Origin of the sequence: Saccharopolyspora shandongensis, assembly GCF_900106995.1 — a bacterium.
Taxonomy (GTDB): domain Bacteria; phylum Actinomycetota; class Actinomycetes; order Mycobacteriales; family Pseudonocardiaceae; genus Saccharopolyspora; species Saccharopolyspora shandongensis.
The window spans coordinates 155,105-175,360 of record NZ_FNOK01000012.1; the positions used below are offsets into that span (position 1 = coordinate 155,105).

At 71.9% G+C, this 20,256-nt stretch carries 14 protein-coding genes and 3 pseudogenes; 9 read left to right on the forward strand and 8 right to left on the reverse strand.

Annotated elements, in window-relative coordinates; genetic code table 11:
• Window positions 1–13: 13 nt before the first annotated feature.
• Genes BLW84_RS15575 through BLW84_RS15590 form a run of 4 tightly spaced genes read left to right on the forward strand, consistent with a single transcriptional unit; the run spans window position 14 to window position 4,411 of the window.
• A complete protein-coding gene (locus BLW84_RS15575) occupies window positions 14–1,486 on the forward strand; it encodes a lyase family protein (RefSeq protein WP_093265985.1) in 1,473 nt (490 codons plus the stop codon).
• Complete coding sequence (locus BLW84_RS15580) at window positions 1,483–2,421, forward strand: carbohydrate kinase family protein (RefSeq protein WP_093265987.1); 939 nt, start codon at window positions 1,483–1,485, stop codon at window positions 2,419–2,421. Before BLW84_RS15575 ends, BLW84_RS15580 begins: the two co-directional genes overlap by 4 nt.
• The gene (locus tag BLW84_RS15585; RefSeq protein ID WP_093265989.1) at window positions 2,418–3,401 is read left to right on the forward strand and encodes an amidohydrolase family protein; all 984 of its coding nucleotides are present in this window, start codon (window positions 2,418–2,420) and stop codon (window positions 3,399–3,401) included. Before BLW84_RS15580 ends, BLW84_RS15585 begins: the two co-directional genes overlap by 4 nt.
• Entirely contained in the window at window positions 3,398–4,411 is a 1,014-nt protein-coding gene (locus tag BLW84_RS15590; protein WP_093265991.1) for an SIS domain-containing protein, read from the forward strand. The genes BLW84_RS15585 and BLW84_RS15590 overlap by 4 nt, the downstream gene beginning before the upstream one ends.
• Window positions 4,412–4,980: 569 nt before the next feature.
• On the opposite strand, the pseudogene BLW84_RS49880 reads toward BLW84_RS15590, so the two are convergent.
• The 3 genes and pseudogenes from BLW84_RS49880 to BLW84_RS15610 all read right to left on the reverse strand — a co-directional run.
• Window positions 4,981–5,613 (reverse strand): annotated as a pseudogene (locus tag BLW84_RS49880) (erythromycin esterase family protein); the annotation flags it as partial.
• A gap of 43 nt (window positions 5,614–5,656) precedes the next feature.
• A pseudogene (locus BLW84_RS49885) lies at window positions 5,657–6,247 on the reverse strand (erythromycin esterase family protein); the annotation flags it as partial.
• Window positions 6,154–6,633 carry an anthrone oxygenase family protein gene (locus tag BLW84_RS15610; RefSeq protein ID WP_093265994.1) on the reverse strand — a complete coding sequence of 160 codons (480 nt, stop codon included), beginning with the start codon at window positions 6,631–6,633 and terminating at the stop codon, window positions 6,154–6,156. The gene BLW84_RS15610 and the pseudogene BLW84_RS49885, both read right to left, overlap by 94 nt.
• A 108-nt stretch (window positions 6,634–6,741) precedes the next feature.
• Between BLW84_RS15610 and BLW84_RS50315 the strand changes: the two are divergent.
• The 3 genes and pseudogenes from BLW84_RS50315 to BLW84_RS49085 all read left to right on the forward strand — a co-directional run.
• A pseudogene (locus BLW84_RS50315) lies at window positions 6,742–7,239 on the forward strand (AfsR/SARP family transcriptional regulator); the annotation flags it as partial.
• Between the two features lie 34 nt (window positions 7,240–7,273).
• On the forward strand, window positions 7,274–9,838 hold the full coding sequence (locus BLW84_RS48370) for an ATP-binding protein (protein ID WP_093265997.1): 2,565 nt from the start codon (window positions 7,274–7,276) through the stop codon (window positions 9,836–9,838).
• A 513-nt stretch (window positions 9,839–10,351) separates the two neighbouring features.
• Window positions 10,352–11,314, forward strand: coding sequence for a hypothetical protein (locus BLW84_RS49085; RefSeq protein WP_245761164.1), 963 nt, complete (start codon window positions 10,352–10,354; stop codon window positions 11,312–11,314).
• A 298-nt stretch (window positions 11,315–11,612) separates the two neighbouring features.
• Here the strand turns inward: BLW84_RS49085 and BLW84_RS15630 are convergent, their stop codons facing one another.
• Window positions 11,613–12,590, reverse strand: a complete 978-nt coding sequence (locus BLW84_RS15630; RefSeq protein WP_093265998.1) for a cation diffusion facilitator family transporter — start codon at window positions 12,588–12,590, stop codon at window positions 11,613–11,615.
• A gap of 371 nt (window positions 12,591–12,961) precedes the next feature.
• On the opposite strand from BLW84_RS15630, the gene yidC reads away from it, so the two are divergent.
• Complete coding sequence (yidC, locus tag BLW84_RS15635) at window positions 12,962–14,008, forward strand: membrane protein insertase YidC (protein WP_093266000.1); 1,047 nt, start codon at window positions 12,962–12,964, stop codon at window positions 14,006–14,008.
• A gap of 63 nt (window positions 14,009–14,071) precedes the next feature.
• Here yidC and BLW84_RS15640 read toward each other — a convergent pair whose 3' ends face one another.
• Both BLW84_RS15640 and BLW84_RS15645 read right to left on the reverse strand, forming a co-directional pair.
• Window positions 14,072–14,719, reverse strand: coding sequence for a class F sortase (locus tag BLW84_RS15640; protein ID WP_093266001.1), 648 nt, complete (start codon window positions 14,717–14,719; stop codon window positions 14,072–14,074).
• Entirely contained in the window at window positions 14,716–16,119 is a 1,404-nt protein-coding gene (locus BLW84_RS15645) for an MSCRAMM family protein (RefSeq protein ID WP_143060961.1), read from the reverse strand. The genes BLW84_RS15640 and BLW84_RS15645 overlap by 4 nt, the downstream gene beginning before the upstream one ends.
• 429 nt (window positions 16,120–16,548) lie before the next feature.
• Between BLW84_RS15645 and BLW84_RS15650 the strand changes: the two genes are divergently transcribed.
• Window positions 16,549–17,343, forward strand: a complete 795-nt coding sequence (locus BLW84_RS15650) for a Bax inhibitor-1/YccA family protein (protein ID WP_093266004.1) — start codon at window positions 16,549–16,551, stop codon at window positions 17,341–17,343.
• Window positions 17,344–17,732: 389 nt separating this feature from the next.
• Here BLW84_RS15650 and BLW84_RS15655 read toward each other — a convergent pair whose 3' ends face one another.
• Both BLW84_RS15655 and BLW84_RS15660 read right to left on the reverse strand, forming a co-directional pair.
• Entirely contained in the window at window positions 17,733–18,953 is a 1,221-nt protein-coding gene (locus tag BLW84_RS15655; RefSeq protein ID WP_093266007.1) for an acetyl-CoA C-acetyltransferase, read from the reverse strand.
• Window positions 18,954–19,115: 162 nt separating this feature from the next.
• A complete protein-coding gene (locus BLW84_RS15660; RefSeq protein ID WP_093266008.1) occupies window positions 19,116–20,042 on the reverse strand; it encodes an SGNH/GDSL hydrolase family protein in 927 nt (308 codons plus the stop codon).
• Window positions 20,043–20,256: the final 214 nt, after the last annotated feature.

Here is a 20,256-nt window from a genome sequence, read left to right on the forward strand (position 1 = left end):
AAGAGCTGTTCACATGACCCAGCCTCCGGAACTGTCCAACTACTGGCAGAACCACCTCCGGGTGGCCTTCGAGAAGTCCGCGCCGCAGCTGTACCGGCCGATGCTGCACGCCAGCCTCGCGCACGTGGTGATGCTCGCCGAACAGGGCCTGCTGCCCGCCGCCCGGGCCCGGCAGCTGCTCGGCGGGCTGCGCGAGCTGCTCGCGGCCGACGACGACCGGTTCGCCTTCGACGGCAGCGTCGAGGACGTCTACTACCTCGTCGAGCAGCGGCTCGCCGCGGCCGCCGGCATCCGGCCGTCCGAGCTGGACGTGCAGCTGGCCCGCTCCCGCAACGACCTCGACGCCGGCGTGTTCCGCATGGTGCTGCGGGAGAACGTGCTCGACCAGGCCCGTCAGGCCTGCGCCGCCGCCGAGGCCGCCGCGGCCCAGGCGGACCGCCATGCCGACGTCCTGATCACCGGGTTCACCCACCGCAGGCCCGCCCAGCCGACCACGCTCGGGCACGTGCTGGTCGGCTACGCCGAGGCGCTGCTCAGCCAGGCCGAGGAGCTGCTGTCGGTCTACGACGAGCTCGACGTCAACCCGCTCGGTTCGTGCGCGTTCGCCGGCACCGACCTGCCGATCGCCCCGCCGCGGCTCGCCGAGCTGCTCGGCTTCCGGGAGACCTTCACCTCCAGCTACGAGGCGGTGGCCGGGGCCGAGCACCTGATGCGCACCGCCGCGGTGCAGGCCCGCATCCTGGCCACCGGCGCCCGGATGGCCCGCACGATGCTGGACTGGATGACGTTCGGCTGGATCGCCACCCCGGACTCGTACTGCCAGGGCTCCAGCATCATGCCGCAGAAGAAGAACCCGGTGGTGCTGGAGCACATGTGCTCGATGGCCGGAGCGGCGGCGGCCGACCTGGCCGCGACGATGAACAACGTCGGCGCCGCCTGGTACGAGGACTCCAACAACGCCACCACGGACGTCCAGGAGCACCTCTGGCGGGCCGGTGACCGTTCCGTGCGGTTCCTTACGCTGATGCGCGGCCTGCTGGAGGAGCTGAGCCCGCAGAACCCGCCTTCGCCGGAGGAGGTGGTGGCCACCGGCGCGACTACCACGGCGATCGCCGAAGCGCTGGCGGGCGCTGGAATCCCCTGGCGGGGCGCGCATTCCGTGGTCGGCGCGCTCGTCCGGCAGGCGCCGCCGGCGGAGTGGACCGCGGCCGTCGTCGCCGCCGCGATCGCCGAGGCCGGACTGGGCACTGTGGACGATTCGGTGGTGGAGGCGGCACTCGCCGCAGGGCTTCGCCCGCAGCAGGTGCTCGACCGTCCCCAGGACGGCGGCCCCGGCGCCGCGGCGGTGCGCCGCACGGCGGAGCTCGCGGTGGCCCGCGCCCGGGTGCTGGCCAGTGCGTTCGCCGACCGCAGGGCCACCCTGGGTGAGGCCGAGCGCAAGCTCGACGCGGCCGTGGACGCCGTGCTGGCCGGAGGCCGCGGGTGAGCCATCCAGCTCCCGACGACCGAATCACCGTTGTTGGCAACGTGAACCTCGACGTCCTGGTCGCCGGGGCGGCGGAGCTCCCGCCGCCGGGCACCGAGCAGATCGTGCCGTCGATCGTGCTGCGGCCCGGCGGTTCGGCTGCGAACACGGCGATCGTGCTGGCCCGGCTCGGCAGGCCGACGGTGCTGGCCGGGCGGGTCGGTGACGACGGGACCGCGCGGCTGCTCGCCGACCAGCTGGACATCCCCGGCCTGCGGTTGGAGCTGGTCCGGGTGCCCGGCGAGCACACCGGCGTGACCGTCGCCGCTGAGGCACCGGGCCGGGATCGCGCGTTCCTCTCGGCGCTCGGGGCGATGGCCGATCTGGACGTGTCGGTCGTGCCCACGGCGGCGCTGGCGGCCCGGTTCGTGTTGCTGTCCGGCTATTTCCTGCTCCCGGCACTGCAGGGTGAGCCCGCCCGCGACCTGCTGGCGCAGGCGCGGCAGGCCGGGGCGCGCACCGCGCTGGACACCGGTTGGGATCCTGCGGGCTGGGACGCCGGAACCCGCGCGGACGTCCTGCGGTTGCTGCGCGAGGTCGACGTGTTCCTGCCCAACGACGACGAGCTGCACGCACTGCACGGCGATCGGTGCGACGACGAGGTCGCGGCCCGCAGCATCGCCGATGCGACCGGGGCGACCGTCGTGGTCAAGCGCGGCGCACGCGGCGCCCTCGTCGCCCGGCCAGGCCAGCCGCACAGCACCCATCCGGCGCCCGAGGTGCAGGTCCGGGACTCCACCGGCGCCGGCGACGCCTTCAACGCCGGACTGCTGCACCGGCTCGCCGACGGCGCGTCCAGCGACGACGCCGCCGACTACGCCGTCCGGGTCGCGGCGACCGTGATCAGCAGGCCCTCGCACGACCGGGCCTTCGCACTGGAGGACGTGGACCGATGACCGAAGCGGCGCGCGGCATCCCGATCGTCGACTTCCACCTGCACTTCCGGATCGAGCACGACGAGGCGACCAGGGACCTCTCCGGCGGCCAGTTCGGCTGCGCCGACCACGACGAGGCGGCCCAGCGCCGCCGCGCCGAGCAGGTGGCGGAGCAGTCCCGGCGCTGGCGACGGGCCTGGGACTTCCCCGATCCGCAGCCGGATCCCGAGCGGACCTGGCAGACCGAAGCGGACATGTGGCTGGCCGAGCTCGACCGCTACGAGATCGCCCACGCGGCGTTCGTCACCGGCTGCGGCGACGAGCGGGTCGCCGAGCTCGTCGCCCGCGCACCGGAGCGGTTCTCCGGGATGGCGAACCTGCGCGACCTCACCGCCCCGGACGCCGCCGAGCGCCTGGCACGAGCGATCGACGAGTTCGGCCTGCGCGGGCTGAAGCTGTTCGCCCCGCTGCTGCCGCACCGCATCGACGACCCGGCCGCCGACCCGGTGTGGCGGGTGGCCGCCGACCGCGGCATCCCCGTGCTGATCCACTTCGGACACTGCGGCTCCAGCGGGGGAGTGGCGCACAACGCGCACATCGAACCCGCCTGGCTGGAGCCGGTCGCCAAGCGGTTCCCGGGAATCCCGTTCGTGGTCCCGCACTTCGGCGTGCAGCACGTGCAGCAGGTCCTGTTCCTGTGCTGGGCCTGCCCGAACGTGCTGGTGGACACCTCGGGCTCGAACCAGTGGGTGCGCTGGATGCCCTACAAGCTGACGCTGGAAGACCTGTTCCGGCGCTGCTACGAAACGATCGGCCCGGAGCGCATCGTCTTCGGCAGCGACTCCTCCTGGTTCCCGCGCGGCTACTGCCACCGGTACCTGGCCGACCAGCTGCGGGTGTGCCACGAGATGGGCATGCCGGAGGCGGACCTGCGCGCGATCTTCGGCGGGAACGCCGCACGAATGCTGGGGATTCCCGGCCTCGGGAGGGGAACGGAATGACGACGGAAGCGGGCACCTGGATGGCCGCGGAGATCGCCGAACAACCGCGGGTGCTGGCCGACCTGGCCCGGCGCGCGGGGGAGTTCCGGGAGGTGGCGGAGCGGCTCGAACGCAGCCGCCCGCGGTTCGTGCTGTTCGCCGCGCGCGGCTCCAGCGACAACGCGGCGCTGTACGGCAAGTACCTGGTGGAGGTGCTGCTCGGACTGCCCGCCGGGCTGGTGTCGCCGTCGACCACCACGCTGTACCGGGCGGAGCCCGACCTCACCGACGTCGCGCTGATCGCGGTCAGCCAGAGCGGCGGCTCACCGGACCTCGTGGAGGTGACCGAGCAGGCGGCCAAGCGCGGGGCCTTCACGGTGGCGGTGACGAACACGCCGGACTCGCCCCTCGGCGCGGCGGCGCAGCACACGCTGGACATCGGAGCGGGCGTGGAGCGGGCGGTCGCGGCGACCAAGACCTACACCGCGACGCTGCTCGCCCTGCACCTGCTGCTGGCCGGTGGCGGTGCGGCCGTCGACCGCATCGGCGAGCTCGCGCAGTCCTGCCTGGACGAGAACGCGGACCGGATCGGCGCGGTGGCGCAACGACTGCGCTTCGCCGACCAGGTCGTCACCACGGCGCGCGGGTATTCGCTTGCCACCGCGCAGGAAGCGGCGCTGAAGCTGGCGGAGACCAGCTACCTGGTCACCCGCGCCTACAGCGGCGCGGACCTGCTGCACGGGCCGATCGCGGCGGTGGGCCAGGAGACGGCGGTGCTGGCGGTGACCGGAACCGGCCCGGGCGGCGCGGCGATGGCGGAGCCGCTGGCCCGCCTCGCGCAGCAAGGCGCGGAGGTCCTGCGGGTCGGCGCGGGCGACGACGCCCAGCTGCGGATCCCGGACCTGCCGGAAGAGCTGTCGCCGGTCGTGGAGGCCCTGCCGCTCCAGCGCCTCGCGTGGGCGCTGGCCACCGCGCGCGGCTACGACCCGGACCGCCCGGCCGGGCTGCGCAAGGTCACCGAAACCCGCTGATGGCACCGGGTTCAGCCCAGGCCGTCGTACTCCTCCGGAGGCACGACCAGCTCGGGGTGGCGGTGCGGGTAGCCCTCGCCGTGCAGGTACTGCACGTACTCGTTCTCGCTCCGCATCTCGTCGTCCGCCACCGGGGCACCCTGAGCGGTCGTTCGCCGGAAAGGCTCGGAGCAAGCTCGTCCTTGCAGGTGCCCGGTGCCTGACACAGGTGGCGATCTCGCGCGAAATCGCCATCCGCTCCTCACATGGAGCGGCGATTTCGCGCGAAATCGTCCTCCTGCGTTTCAGGCGATCGCGTCGACGACCTCGGCGGCAGGGCTTCAGCGTCAGCGCTGGTGAATGCGGTGCTGGTCAGCGGGTGTGGGCGGCGGCGTATTGCTCGTCGGTGACGGGTTCGAGCCAGGTGGTGCCGTCTCCGTCTTCGGTCCCTCGATCATCGCGATGTGGCTCATGCAGGTGCTGTTGGTGCCGCCGTGTCAGTTCTCCTCTCCCGGCGGGGTCCACACCGCGTCGCCAGCCCTCATGCGGATGACGTCGCCATTGCGGACCGGCACGACGCCAAGACCGTCCTAAGTGGTCGTGGTGGGGACGCAGGCGATCGCGTTGAAGGCCCTGAAGATCGGCGCCGCCATGAAGTCGCCTTCTGTCCGGACCTTCCGGTAGGCGCCGAACTCGGGGCCTAGTGCCGCGATCGTCAGCGGTGCGTCGCCGGTGAAGGCCGTTTCTATGCAGTCTGGCTCCAGCGGCGGCAACGGAACTTCCCGTGTTTCCAAGCCGTCCGGGGTCAGCGCGCCCTCCACGGCTCGGCCGCCGATGCTCGTCGCGGCGATCGCCACGTAGTCGTCGCCCAGCGCCTCGGCCAGGTGGTAGCCCGCCGGGAACAGGCCGAAGGCGCCTTCGTGCTCGACCGGGGTCCGCCGGAGGTGCGTGTTGTGCATGGCGAAGACGATCCGGCGTTCCGCGGCCAGCACGTCCAGGGCGGTTTCGGCCGCGTAGCGGTCGAGTTCGGCCGTGCCGACAGACAGGCCCGCGCCGCTGAGATCGCGCTGGAAGTGGTCCAGGTGCCAGGCGCTGCGCAGGTGCCGCGTCGCCTCGGCGTGCTCGCGACCGCGGCCCTCGCAGCGGTGATGGGCGGCCATGCACTCCATGCGCGCCAGCAACCGGCTCAGCGCCGCCGTCGCGGCGTCGCGGTCCGCGACGCCAACGTCCGGCGTAGAGCTGGAAGGCCCGCAGTGAGTCGGCGTCGAAACGCTCCGCCACCTCGATGGCCTTCGTGAGCAGCGGCAACGCGTCCGGGTCGGCTCGGTGGAGAAACCGTTCGAACTCGGTGAGCGCCGGGAGCGGCGAGCCGGTGGAGACCGGCAGGGCGCCGACGAAGCGCAGCGGCCGCTCGGCGTGCTCGTTGTGCCGGCGCATCAAGGTCAGGTGGGCGTGCATCTCCGGGTGATCGCCCAGACCGAGCGCGGTGCCCGCGGCGCTGATCGTCGCGACGTCGCCCGGCCCGCCCCGCACCCAGTCGTCGATGACGTGCGCCTCGGTGAACGGGGCCTCGAAGACGTAGGCGGTGAATCCGCAGCGCTCGGCGAGGAAGCGCAGCAACCGGTGCCGCAGGCGGTAGAACTCCGCGGCGTGGTGGGTGCTTTCGCCGATCCCCACAACGCGAGCATCGCCGATCACGTCCCGCAGCGGCTCAAGGTCGTCCAGCGGTGCCTCCGGATCCAACGAGGCCGACACCGCCCGCGTCACCGGCGGGCTCCGGTCAGGCCAGCGGTGATGATCACCAGGACGAAGGCGGCGAGCGCCGTGGCCACCCGGATGTCGTTGAACGTGCCCCACACCGCGAGCCGGTCCAGGTGGTCGGGGGCGAGCTCACCGGCGGCCCAGCGCTTCATCTCCTGGTTGATCGGCACGTTGCCGAACCTGGTCACCAGGAACGAGGCCACCGCGAAGGTGGTGGCGGCGATCGCCGGGATGCGCGCCCGGCCGCGGGTGCTGATGGCCAGCCAGCCGGTGGTCGCCACCGCCGCCGCCATCAGGAGCTGCATGACGACGCCGTTGACCTTCATCAACTCGGTGCGGAACGCGAGGTGCACGTCCAGCGGCACGGCCGAGAACGTCGGCGTCACGTTGGCCCAGCCGTAGAAGAACGCCCCGGCGAGCACCCCGGTCGCCAGCAGCGCGAAGCCCGCGGCGAGCCGCGCGGTGATCGATTTCGCAGACATGGGGCGAGGTTGCGGTGCGGCGCTCGCAAATCGCACACAGCCCGCTCTCGGGCGGCTTGTCCGCATTCTCGCTTTCTCCGTGGCCCGAACCGCTGGCAGGGTGGGCGCATGCGGATAGGAGTCCTCGGGCCGCTGGAGATCAGCGCCGGTGGTGAGAAGGTCGTCGTGGGCGGCGTTCGACTGCGCACGCTGCTTGGTCGGCTCGCGCTGGACTCCGGGCACACCGTGTCGGTGGAGGCGCTGACCGAGGCCCTGTGGCCCGGTGCCGACGGGCCCATCGACCGCGTGCACGCGCTGCACTCGCTGGTGACGAGGCTGCGGCGGCTCCTGCCGGACGCCGTGCTGCGCGAGTCCAGCGGATACCGGCTGAGCGCGGAATCGGTGGACTGCAGGCAATTCGAGGAACTCGCCCGCGACGGCCGCCAAGCCCTGCACGACGGGCACATCGAGCAGGCGGGCCGGTTGCTGCGCGAAGCGTTGGCGCTGTGGCGCGGAGTCGCGTTCGAGGACGTCCCGGACGCGCCGTTCGCCGTGGCGGCGCGGGTGCGGTTGGCCGAGCTGCGGCTCGCCGCGATCGAGGACCGGGCGCAGGTCGACCTGCAGACCGGGGCCGAATCCCCGCAACTGGTAACCGCAGGCCCTGACCGCGGCGCATCCCGACCGCGAGCGCGCCCGGGCGCTGCTGCTGCGCGCGCTCCAGTCGACCGGGCGAACGGCCGAAGCGCTGAGCAGCTACGAGGAATTCCGCGTGGCGCTGGCGGAAAAGCTCGGCGCCGACCCGTCTCCGGAGCTGCGCGAAGCGCATCTGGCCGTGCTCCGCGAGGAAACGACCCGGCTGCGCGGCAGCAACCTGCGCGCCGCGCTGACGAGCTTCGTCGGCCGCGATGCCGAGCTGGCCCTGGTCGATCGGAGGCTGGCCGAACACCGGCTGGTCACGCTGACCGGCCCGGGAGGTGTGGGCAAGACGCGGCTGGCGACGACGGCGGCCTCCGCCCTGGCCGGTGAGCAGGCGGTCTGGTTCGCGGAACTGGCATCGGTTTCCGACCCGGCGGACGTTCCGCAGGCGGTTCTCGACGCTCTCGGGCACCGGACGGCGCCGCACGGGCGGGACGCGCTGGATCGGCTGACCGACGCGCTGTCGCCGGCCCCGGCCGTGCTGGTGCTGGACAACTGCGAGCACCACCTGGACGCGGTCGCGTCCCTCGCGGACGGGCTGCTCGGCAGCTGCCCGGACCTGCGGCTGCTCGCCACTAGCCGGGAACCGCTGGGCCTGCTCGGCGAAGCGCTGGTGCCGGTGCCGCCGCTGGGCCTCGCGTCGACGGGCGCCGATGCCGCAGGCGTGCTGGTCAGCCCCGCAGGGCGGCTGTTCGTGGACCGGGCGAGGGCGGCGAACCCGGATTTCGCCGTGACGGCGGGGAACGCGGGCGTGGTCGCCGAGATCTGCCGGCGGCTGGACGGCCTGCCGCTGGCCATCGAACTCGCCGGCGCGCGGATCCGGTCGTTGCCGGTGGATCGCGTCCTCGCGCTGCTCGACGACCGGTTCCAGCTGCTCAACCAGGGAAACCGGGCCGCGCTGCCCCGGCACCGCACGTTGCGCGCGGTGGTCGACTGGAGCTGGGACCTGCTCGACGAGGCGGAACGGTCGGTCGCCGCTGCGCTGGCGGTGTTCGGCGGTTCGATGACCGCGGCGGCCGTCGACCGCGTCTGCCCCGGCGACCTGCCCGCGGCGGTGGTCCTGTCCGCGCTGGTGGACAAGTCGCTGCTGGCCGTCGATTCGGTCCACGATGGACGGTCGATCCGATACCGGATGCCGGACACGATCCGCGAATACGGCCTGGAGAAGCTGGCCGACGCCGACCGGGTCCGGGCCGCCCACGCGCGCTACTTCCGCGAGATCGCCGAGCAGGCCGCGCCGCACCTGCGCGGACCGGAACAGCTGGAATGGGCGCCCCGGCTCGCCGCGGACCGCGACAACTTCCGCGTCGCGCTGCGCTTCGCCTGCGGTGCGGGTGACGCCGACACGGCGATCCGGCTCGCGACGGCGCTCGCCTACTACCTGACCATGCACGGTGATCACGCCGAGGCGGCCCGGCTCCTGCGGATGGCGCTGGAGCTCCCGGCCGGCGCCACCGAGGCGAACCGCGTCCCGGCCACGGCCGCCTACCTGCTGAACGCGGTGCTCTCCGGCGAAGTCGTTCCCGAGGCGATCGGCAGATGCCGGGAATCCGCCGGCAGCGAGCACCCTTCCGGAGCGGTGGTCGAGCCGCTCATCGCGCTGCTCACCGGGGATTTCGACGCGGCCCTGGCGGCGATCGACCGGCGGCAGCCGCACCCGGCGCCGCTGGCGCGGGCGATGCTGTCGTTCGTGCGGGCGCTGGTGAACGGCAACCGCGGTGCCCTGCGGCAGACCTGCGACGACCTCGCCGCGGCCGCCGAGCGGTTCCGGGCGCTCGGCGAGCGGTGGGGGATGGTCAGCTCGCTGACCTACCTCGGGATCACGCGGACGATGCTCGGCGATCCCGACGCGGCGATCGCGGCCCTGCGGTGCTCGATGGCCCCGGCCCGCGAGCTCGGCGACGACCACCACCAGCGGATCTGGCTGGCGACCGCGTACGCGCACGCCGGGGACGCCGAACGCGCGGGAGCCGAACTGCGCGGCGTGATCGGGTCCGAACCGGCAGCCCAGCACCTCGCCCTCGCCCGGCTGAAGCTCGGCGATCTGGCACGCGGCGACGGCGACCTGCGGGCCGCGGACGAGCAGTACGACCTCGCGTGGTGGGCGGTCGGGCCGCGCCGCGACGTCGACCCGGTCTTCCGATCGCTGCACGGCATGGCCCGGGCGCGGCTCGCCTTGGCCCGCGGCGCCTGCGAGGAGGCCCGGCGCGACCTGCGATCGGCGCTCGCCGCGGCGTCGAAGACGTCGGACCTGGTCCTGGTGGCGGCGATCGGCAGCGCGATCGCCGAACTACCGGCCAGAACAGGGCAATTCGCGGCGGCAGCGGAACTCCTCGGAGCGGCCGGAGCGCTGCGAGGCTCGCCGGATGCGCTGAACCCGGACATCGCGCGCCTGACGGGCGAACTGCGCGCAGCGCTGGGCGACCCGGCCGCCGTCGAAGCAACGGCCCGCGGAAACGACCTGAACCACCACGAGATCCTCGGCCTCTTCGAGCACCACCTCGCAGCCCCGGCGGACACGGGTCGATGAGCCCCCGGAGCAGCGGCGGAGGCTGACCCGGAAGTGGCGATGCCTTTCGGGTGAAGGTGGCGTTTTCGCGCGAAAACGCCGGGCAACAAGCGCCCGACACATCCCCGGCGGACACCTCGGCAAGTGCACTGCGGTGATCCCCGGGCCGGTGCGGGCGTTCGTCCCGATAGACGAGGCGACCGGTCCGTTCGCTCCAACCGGGGCGTTTCCGGTGGGTGTTGTGGTGCTTCTCATCGGCTGGGCGCGGCGCGGGGGGTTTCGTCCCGGGGCGATCAACCGGGACAATGCGCGGCCATGGCCTATGAGCGCGCAGATCCCCGAGCCGGTGATCCAGGGCGGCCGGGACCCGGACAGCCCCCCGAGCGGCCGGGGCCGCCACCCGGCGCACCGCAGGGCGGACCGCCGCCGGGACGGCCTCCGCAGCCGCCGGGCCAGCCGCCGCAAGGCCAGATGCCACCCGGCCAGGTGCCGCCGGGGCAACCCGGGCCGCCCCGGCAGGGGCCGGGTCAGCCGATGCCACCCCAGCAGGGCCCGCCGCCGGGCCAGCCGGGACCGCACCAGGGCCCGCCCGGTCAGCCGGGGGGCGTGCAGGGCCCGCCAGGAGGTCAGCCTGGACCGCCGCCCGGCCAGCAGCAGGGTCCGCCAGGAGGCCAGCCGACGCAGGTGGTGCCGCAAGGCCCGCCACCAGGAGGTCAGCCGTCACAGGCAGGCCAGCCGACGCAGGTCGTGCCGCAGGGCCCGCCCCCGGGCGGTCAGCCGATGTCGCCTGGCGGTCCGCAGGGCGCTGCGCCGTCCGGGACGGTGCCGATGGGCCAGTCGACGCCGGTCCAGCAGCACCCGGTCCAGCAGCCGCCCGCCAACCAGTACCCGGCGACGCGCATCCAGCAGCGCATGGAGCCCGCGGAACCCGAGCCGTACCAGGATCGCTATCGCGACGACCAGTACGACGACCGCTACCGCGACCCCTACCAGGACCGCTACCGCGACGACCAGTACGACGACCGCTACCGCGACGACCCGTACCGGGATCACTACCGCGACGACCCGTACCGGGATCACTACCGCGACGACCCGTACCGGGATCACCACCGCGACGACCAGTACCGGGAGCCGGAGCGCGACCGCTACCGGGAGTCCCGCGCGGACCGGCAGCGGGACCGGGACCACGACGACCGCCGCGACCGCGGGCCGCGCTTCCAGGGGCCCAGCGCGGACACGATCGGCCGCGTGATCCAGGTGTTCACGGCGCTGATCGCGCTGGTCTTCGTGCTGCACATCATCTTCTCGGTCGTCGGCGCCAACCAGGACAACGACTTCGTCGCGTTCACCTACGGCACGGCGAAGTTCTTCGTGTTCGGCCTCGGCGACGTGTTCACCCCGGACGACGCGACGATCGGCTTGATCCTGAACTACGGCCTCGCGGCGCTGATCTACCTGTTCGCGGGCCGGATCATCGCCCGCGCGCTGAAGCGCTGAGCGTCGTGAGCGGCTTTGGATCGCCGTCGCAGTCCAAAGCGCTCCCGACCACGCTAGAGAGAGCCTGTTTTGGATGTCGTGGTGTTGAGGTGCGGTAGGGCGGGTTGTTGTCTTTGAAGCGGCGCAGCCGCTTAGCCCGCCCTCGCAGCTTGCACCGCCGCGGGTTCTCAGGGGTCTTCTCGCGAGGACAGCCCCGACGTGGTGAATTGGCATTCATGATGTCGGGGATCCCACAGCGAGAAGGCACCTGAGGTTCCGCCACCCGCACCGCCACGCAGAGCAAGTTTGGAAACAGGTCCTAGAGCGGGTGGCCGTAGCGGGCGAGGACCCGGGCGCGCAGCTCCGGGTCCTCACGCGGCACCGGTTCCAGGAACACCTCGTCCAGTTCCGCGAATTCGGCGCGCAGCATCGAGTCGATGCGCACCACGGCGCGTTCCAGCTCGGTGGAGTCGAGCGTCGCGGCGAAGTCCAGGCGGGCGCAGAACAGCACCCGGTCGGTCCCGGTGTTCATGGACAGCACGTCCACGACGAAGTCCACCTCGGGCTGCTCCGCGAGCCTGCTCCGCACGGCCGCGAGCAGCCGCCGGTCGGCCTGCTGGCCGATCAGCAGCCCCAGGTTGGTGCGGGCCATGGTGTAGGCGACCGCGGCCAGCAGCGCGCCGATCGCGAGCGAGGCGAGCCCGTCCCAGGCGCTCGACCCGGTGAGCTGGTGCAGCCCGAGCCCGGCGAACGCGAGCAGCAGCCCGGCCAGCGCGGCGCTGTCCTCCAGCAGCACCGTCTTGACCGTCGGATCGTCGGAAATCCGCAGGTGGTGGAGGATCGTGTCGCCGCTCTCGGCGGCCTCGGCCCGCACCTGCCGCATCGCGCGCAGCCAGGACACGCCCTCCAGGACGAACGCGAGCGCGAGGACGACGTATCCGACCAGGGGCTGGGTCTGCTCCTCCGGCGGGCCGAGCAGGGTGCGGAAGCCCTCGATGAAGGCGAAGACGGCGCCGGAGACGAAGATGCTCATCGCGGCGATCAGCGACCAGAAGTACCGCTCCTTGCCGTAGCCGAACGGATGGCGGGCGTCGGCGGGCTTGCCGGAGCGCCGCAGCGCGGTCAGCAGGAAAACCTCGGTGCACGTGTCGGCCACCGAGTGCGCGGCCTCGGAGAGCATCGCGGCCGATCCGGTGATCACGCCGGCGAACGCCTTCATGACCGCGATGGCCAGGTTGATGCCCAGCGCCACCAGCACCGTGAGCGTGCTCTCGCCGCCCTTGTCCGCGTCCACCATCGTCGACTCCCGGTCCTCGTCGCTCCGGCGAACACGCTAGGCGCGCCGAGGTGGCAGGGCCCAGCAAAGCCGGTCGCACCGCGAGTCTGGCGCGGCATCCGCAGCGACAGCGAATATGTATTGCGACTACATATCGAATCCGGCGAGATGCGCGGCCGTGGCTCCCGTCACCTGACCGGGTGAGCAGGTGAAATGGGGTCCGTCCCACCGGCCCGACGGCTTGGGTCGCGCCACATTTCCAGGGGGCGGCGGCCGTGTTATGCCCGGGCATGGCACCCTTGGGTTGGCTGTTCCTGCATTTCGCACGGGTATGGCTGCGCACGTACGCCCCGGTAGCGCCGGATAGCCGGGCCATGACCAGGAGTGGCTGAGTGGAAAGTTTTTTCTCCTTCATCCTCTACCCGGTGTCGGCGATCTTGTGGTTCTGGCACAAGGTCTTCGGCGCCGTGCTCGGGCCGGACAACGGATTCGCCTGGGCACTTTCGGTGTTCTTCCTGGTGTTCTCGTTGCGCGTGGTGCTGCTGAAGCCGGCGATCAGCCAGCTGCGCGCCGGCCGGAAGATGGCGAAGTTCGCGCCGCAGATCCAGAAGCTGCGTGAGAAGTACAAGAACGACCGCCAGCGCATGGCGCAGGAGATGCAGAAGCTGCAGTCCGAGCACGGGGTCAACCCGCTCGGCGGCTGCCTGCCCGCGCTGCTGCAGATCCCGGTCTTCCTGAGCCTTTACCACGTCCTGCGGGGCTTCACGCCGGGCGCGCAGAGCAACTTCGTCTTCGACCATGCGGGCGTCGAGTCGTTCGTCAACGCCAACATCTTCGGCGCCAAGCTTTCGAACTGGATCACCCAGCCCGAGGCTGAGCTCGCGCTGTTCGGCACCGACCGGACGTCCATGATGATCGTCGGCATCCCGCTGATGCTCATCGCGTCGGTGGCCACGTTCTTCACCATGCGGCTGTCGGTCAAGAAGCAGACCGACGCCGCGATGGCCAACCCGCAGTCGGCCATGATGGCCAAGTTCATGATGTACATCGCGCCGGTCGGCGCGATCATCTCCGGTTGGTTCCTGCCGATCGCGGTGCTGCTGTACTGGCTGGCGAACAACGTCTGGACGCTCGGTCAGCAGCACTTCCTGACCAAGAAGATCGACCGCGAGCAGGAGCGCGAGAAGGCCAAGGAGATCGAGGCCAAGAAGGCGGCGCCGCGGCCGAAGCCCGGGCAGAAGCCGGTGCGCGCCGAGGCCAAGAACGACGAAGAGGACGCGGAGCCGGCCGCCGCGACGACGGGCGGCACTACGCAGCCCGGTGGCGCCAAGCAGGCGGGCGGCACCAACGGCCAGCGGCCGGGCACCAGGCCGGGGGGCAAGAAGAACCGGCCGGGCAAGCAGGCGGCGTCGGCCAAGAAGGGCAAGAAACGCCGTTAGACCAGCAAAGGTGAAAGGGCCGGTGGAGAAGATCCACCGGCCCTTTCGCTTGCTCCGGTCCGGCTACTCCGGGGTGGCCACGACGATGCGGTTCTCGTCGTAGCCGAGGTCACCGCCGACGTAGCGCCCGCCGCAGGTCACCAGCACCAGGCGATGCGCGCCGCCCTGGCCGAACAGCTCGCGGGCCCGGCCGGGCAGCTCGTCCTTGTCCACCGTGACGACCTCCGAGACCCGGTACCGGTGCTCCCGGCCGGCGTCGTCGACGACGGTGACCGGCTCGCCGGTCCGCGATTCCCACAGCTCGGCGAACGGCCCGACGGTGCCCTTCCAGTTGACGTGCCCGGCGAGCACCGTCGCGCCCTTCGGCGCGTCCAGCCCGGCGCCCCACCAGGTCGCCTCGCCGACGCCGTCCGGCACCGGCAGGGTTCCCGAGCGGTCGATCTCCTTGCGCACGAGCTCCGCCGTGCCGCCCTGCGGCAGCCGGATCGTGCCCGGCGGCTGCCCGGCCGGCACGTGCACCGGCTGGGCGGGCAGCGCCTGCGGGGCGACCGCCGCGGCGTGCGGTGTCGGTTCGGCCGGCGCGACCGGGACGGTCAGGGCGGTCGGCTGATCGCCGCCGAACAGGCCGCCGGCGATCAGGACGACCGCCGCGACCAGTCCGATGACCCCGGCCGCCACCAGCGCGAACAGGGAACGTCGAGACTTTCTCACTGCTGCCGCCCCGCCCCGATCCGGCGGCGCACCGCCACCGCGCCGAAGGCCGCGACCAGGGTCAGGCCCGCCAGGCCGCCGATCAGTCCGGCGGGAGTCCCGCCGTCAGCCGGGGTCGGGTCACCGGCCGGGATGTGGATCGGCACGGTCGGGGTGTTCGGCGTGTTGGCCAGGCTCAGCTGCAGCGTCTCGCCGGGCTGGACCGTGCCGGACACCGACGGCGGGTTCGCCTCGTCGAAGGCCTCCTCGTAGCCCTTGGCGGGCGCGATCTCGGTGAGCTTGATCTCCTGCGGGGTGCGCAGGTCGGGGATGGTGGCGGTGCCGTCCTCGCCGGTCACCACCACGAGGGGCTGCCCGTCCTCGCCGAGCAGCGGGCTGCCGTCCTGGCGCACCGCGGGCGAGCCGTCCGCGGCGGTCACGCGCAGCGAGACGCCGGCGATGCCCGCCTGGCTCTCCGCGTCGACCTTGCCGACGTGCACCACGCCGGGCGCGGTCACCGCGGTGGCGGTGGCCTCGACGGAGAGCTCCTGCTCGCCGCCGGTGGACACGACGCGCTGGGTCGTGTCGGGCTGGTTGACGGCCTGCCGCACGTACGGCCGCTCGGCCGGGGCGGAGAGCTTGCCGGTGATCTTCGGGTTCGGGCCGGTCGGCGTGACCTTCAGCGCCAGCGGGCTGCCGTCCTCCGGCGTGGTGACGGTGCCGTCGGCGTCCAGGCCCTCGACCGTCGCGTCGGTCAGCGCGAGCTCGACCGGGACGCCGCCGACGCCCTTGCCGTCCGCGCGCTGCACGACGAGCTTCCACTCAGCGGCCTGGCCGATCGTCTGCTCGCCCTCGGGCGCGGTGAGCTCGGCCTTCCAGGGGCCGCGGTTCGCCGCGGCTTCCGCCTTGAGCTCGGTGACCGTGGCCTGCGCGCCCTGCGGCAGCTTGGCGAAGTGGGCGTCGGCGTCGTAGCCGATGCGCTTGAAGTCGTTCTGCGGGTCGAGGTCGGCCTGGCTGCGCGGCGCGGCGGTCCACGAGTGCAGCAGGTGCGCCAGCGCGGCGGCCTCGTCCGGCGACTGCGTGTTGCCGTAGCGCAGCAGCAGGTACGAGATGTTCGCCGCCACGTCGTCCGGGAGCTTCGTGCCCCACTTGGTCTTGAGCTCGTCGCCCGGCTCGTACTCCTCGCCGCTGTCCGGGGCGGTCAGCGCGAACTGCACGCACCAGACCTGCTGGCCGTTGACGAGGTAGGAACCCAGCCAGTCGCGGTCCGGTTCCGGGTTGCCCCGGTACGGCTGCCCGGGCCGGGTCTCGTGGCCGATCGCCTCCTGCGGGTCGGCGCTAGCGGCGCCGGGGGTGGCGAGCAAACTGCCCCCCGCGAGCACGGCGGTGCCGAGCACCGCCGTGAGCCATTTCCTGAACATGCGCATGCAGCTCCAGTTCCGGTGGTGGAGGTGAGAGACGCCACGTGCTCGTTCTCCGAACCCCGACCAGGAGCACGGGTCGCCTCACGCGATGATTTCGATCACGGAGCGTGTCCACAAGAGGTCATTAGGTGGACCTTTCCGGTTACTTCGCGCCGACGGTCGCGCACGTACCGTTCGATTCGATCACCCGTTGGGCCGCACCGCGGGCGTCCCGGCCTCGTCCGGTGCCTACCGGTCGCAGCGCCGGTGATCGGTTGGCGACCTGATGCGATCGTTACTGTTCGCGAAATCGATACCCAGTAGTGCCCCGCCTCGATGGGGAGCGGCGAGATCGAACGGTAAAGTCGGTTTTACCGAAACGGGAACCGGTCAACGCCCCCGATCGTTGTTCCGAGTGACGGCGTAAGCACGCCCCAGGAGGATGAGTTGCGCACAACGAGCAACCCAGCGTTCCGCAACCTGCCGACCACCGGCGGTTACGCGAACTTCAACTACGGCCAGGGGCAGCCTGCTGCTCCCTTCGGCCAGGCGCCGGCTGCGCCGCCGCAGACCGCGCGACCGATGACCATCGACGACGTGGTCACCAAGACCGCGATCACGCTCGGCCTGGCGGTGATCACCGGCGCCCTGACCTACCTGGTCGGTCCGCCGGCCGTCGCGCTGGCGCTGCCGGCCGCGATCGTCGGCCTGGTGATCTCGCTGGTCATCATCTTCAAGAAGAAGGTCAGCCCGGCGCTGGTCATCGCCTACTCGGCGGTCGAGGGCGTGTTCCTCGGCGGCATCAGCTACGTGATCGCCCTGGCGGTCGGCAACCCGGGGATCATCATCCAGGCCATCGCGGGCACCGTCGGTGTCTTCGCGGCCATGCTGGTGGTCTACAAGACGGGCGCCATCCGCGTCACCCCGAAGCTGACCAAGTGGATCATCGGCGCGGTCGCCGGTGTCGCGGTGCTGATGCTGGTCAACATGATCGCCAGCTTCTTCACCCCGGGCGGACTGGGCCTGCGCGACGGCGGCGGGCTCGCGATCGCGTTCAGCCTGCTGTGCATCGGCATCGCGGCGTTCAGTTTCCTGCTCGACTTCGACGCCGCGGACCAGGCGATCAAGGGCGGCGTGGACGCCAAGTTCGCGTGGTACATCGCGTTCGGCCTGATGACCACCCTGGTCTGGCTCTACCTGGAGATCCTCCGCCTGCTCTCCTACTTCCAGAGCAGCGACTGACACCAGGTCCCTGACCTGAAACGGGGCACCATCGTCCAACGGACTGGTGGTGCCCCGTTTCGCGTTCGGGTTCTTGGGTCTCACGACGCCGATTAGTAGTGACCTGGCCGGAGGTCCGGATGGCGTCAGGCAAGCGGCGACGCCGCTTCCTGCGGTGAACCGTTACCGCGAGGTTCAAGGCGGTGTGCGCAGAAGTCACCGCAAGCGGCGCAGCCGCTTAGCCCACGCACGAAACTTGCACCGCCGCGGGTTCTCAGAGGCCTTCTCGCGAGGACAGCCCCGCCACGACGTATTGGTCATACGTGTGCCGGGGATCCCGGAGTCGAGAAGGCCTCTGAGGTTCCGCTACTCGCACCGCTACGGAAAACGAGCCTGGAACCGAAAAGGGATCAGGAGAGGCGCTCTAGGACCATGGCCATGCCTTGGCCGCCGCCGACGCACATCGTCTCCAGGCCGAACTGCTTGTCGTGCCACTGCAGGGAGTTGATCAGCGTCGTCGTGATCCGGGCGCCCGTCATGCCGAACGGGTGGCCCACCGCGATCGCGCCGCCGTTGACGTTCAGCTTCTCCAGCGGGATGCCCAGGTCCTGGTAGGACGGGATCACCTGGGCGGCGAAGGCCTCGTTGATCTCCACCAGGTCGATGTCGCCGATGCCCAGCCCCGCGCGCTTGAGCGCCTGCTTGGACGCCTCCACCGGACCGAGGCCCATGATCTCCGGCGACAGGCCGGAGACGCCGGTCGACACGACCCGCGCCAGCGGGGTCAGGCCGAGCTGCTTGGCCTTCGTGTCGCTCATGATCACCAGGGCGGCGGCGCCGTCGTTGAGCGGGCAGCAGTTGGCCGCGGTGATCCGGCCGTCCGGGCGGAACACCGGCTTGAGCCCGGAGACGCCTTCCTTGGTCACGCCGGCCCGCGGCCCGTCGTCGGCGTCGACGACCTTGCCGTCGGGGGTGGTGACCGGGGTGATCTCGCGGCTCCAGAAGCCGTTGGCGATCGCCTTCTCGGCCAGGTTCTGCGAGCGGACGCCGAAGTCGTCCATCTCGTCGCGGCTGATGCCCTTGAGCCGGGCGAGGTTCTCGGCCGTCTGCCCCATCGGGATGTAGACGTCCGGGATCACGTCGAGGGTGCGCGGGTCGGTCCAGGAGTCCGCGCCCTGCTCGGCGGTCTGCTGGGTGCGCGCCTGGGCCTCGGCGAACAGCGGGTTCTTGGTGTCCTCCAGCGAGTCGGAGTTGCCCTTGGCGAACCGCGACACCATTTCGACGCCGGCGCTGATGAACACGTCGCCCTCGCCGGCCTTGATCGCGTGCAGCGCCATCCGGGTGGTCTGCAGGCTCGACGAGCAGTAGCGGGTGACGGTGGTGCCGGGCAGCTGGTCGTGGCCGAGCAGCACGGCGACCACGCGCGCCATGTTGTAGCCCTGCTCGCCGCCGGGCAGGCCGCAGCCGAGCATCAGGTCGTCGATCTCGGCCGGGTCCAGCTCGGGCACCTTGTCCAGGGCGGCGCGGATGATCTGCGCGGTGAGGTCGTCGGGCCGGAGGTCCTTCAGCGAGCCCTTGCCTGCTCGGCCGATGGGGGAGCGCGCGGTGGAGACGATGACTGCTTCGGGCATGAGAACTCCTTTGTTCGCGGCCGCGGAAACGCCGTGCGACCGCCTCGGGGCGACATGGCCGTACCAAGCGGTCACTTTAGATCCGGTACCGCCATCTTCGCGGTGATGACGGTCACCGGGCAAGACCCAAACCGACCGGTCAGTACGCCGTTTCGGGTGAGGTCAGGAGTTCCCGCGGCGGTGCAGCCTGCGGTTGAGCCGGGCCACGATCCGGCTGGTCGGGCGGCGTGCCTCGGCGGCCTTCGACCTGGTCGGGGCGGGCGGCAGCGGGCCGCCCCGCCATTCGCCGATCACCGAGCACATCGCGGGCAGCAGGATCGCCGCCGCCGCCTCGTAGCCCGCCGCCGAGGGGTGGAACCGGTCCGGGCTGAAGAACTCGCCCGGCCGCGCCAGGAACTCCGGCGACAGCAGGTCCGCCAGCGGCACCGCGCGCCCGCCGGCCGCCTCCACGACGCGCCGCTGCGCGCGGCCGAGCGCGAGGCTCCAGTGCCGCGCGATGGAACGCAGCGGCTGCGGGATCGGCCGGATCGCGCCCAAGTCCGGGCAGGTGCCGACGACGACCGCGACATCCGCGTCGGCCAGCCGCCGCACCGCGCCGCCGAGCAACTCCGCGCAGGCCGACACGGGCAGCTTCGAGGTGACGTCGTTGGCCCCGATGATGATCAGCGCCAGCTTCGGCGGGCGCAGCAGCGCGGCGTCCACCTGCGCGGCCAGCTCCTGCGACGTGGTCCCGACGATCGCGTGCGTGGTCAGCGCGACCGGCCGGTCGAGCTCCTCGGCCAGGCCGCGGGCCAGCCGCACGCCGGGCAGGTCCGCCTGGAAGTCGACGCCGAGCCCCGCCGCGGCGGAGTCGCCGAGCACGGCGAACTCCAGCGGCTCGAAGCCGTCGGCGAGTTCTCCGCGCGGCACCGGGCCGATGCCGCTGGGCAGGTGGATGCCGTCGGCGCGCAGGGGATCGTTGGCGGGTGGGCCGATCACCCGTCGTGCGTACCCGGCCTGCCCGTTGAGCAGCCCGTACGCCGCGCCGGAAAGTCCGCCGGCGGTGCCCGCCGCCAGCAGTGCGAGCCGGAATGCCTTCGCCGCGATCATTCGGCCCTCCCTCACCAGTCCTGCGGCCGGTTACCGGCCGCGCCAACGGGGGATGGGAAATGGTCACCCACATCGCCCCGGATCCGCGCGGCGAATTTCCCCGTCACTGGCAAGACGCGGCGCGGACCGAAATCGTTCCCTGCCGGTGTGTCGCGTTCCAGGTCCCTTGGGTTAGCCGGTGACCAGGCTATTAGGCTCGACGTCACACACCCGG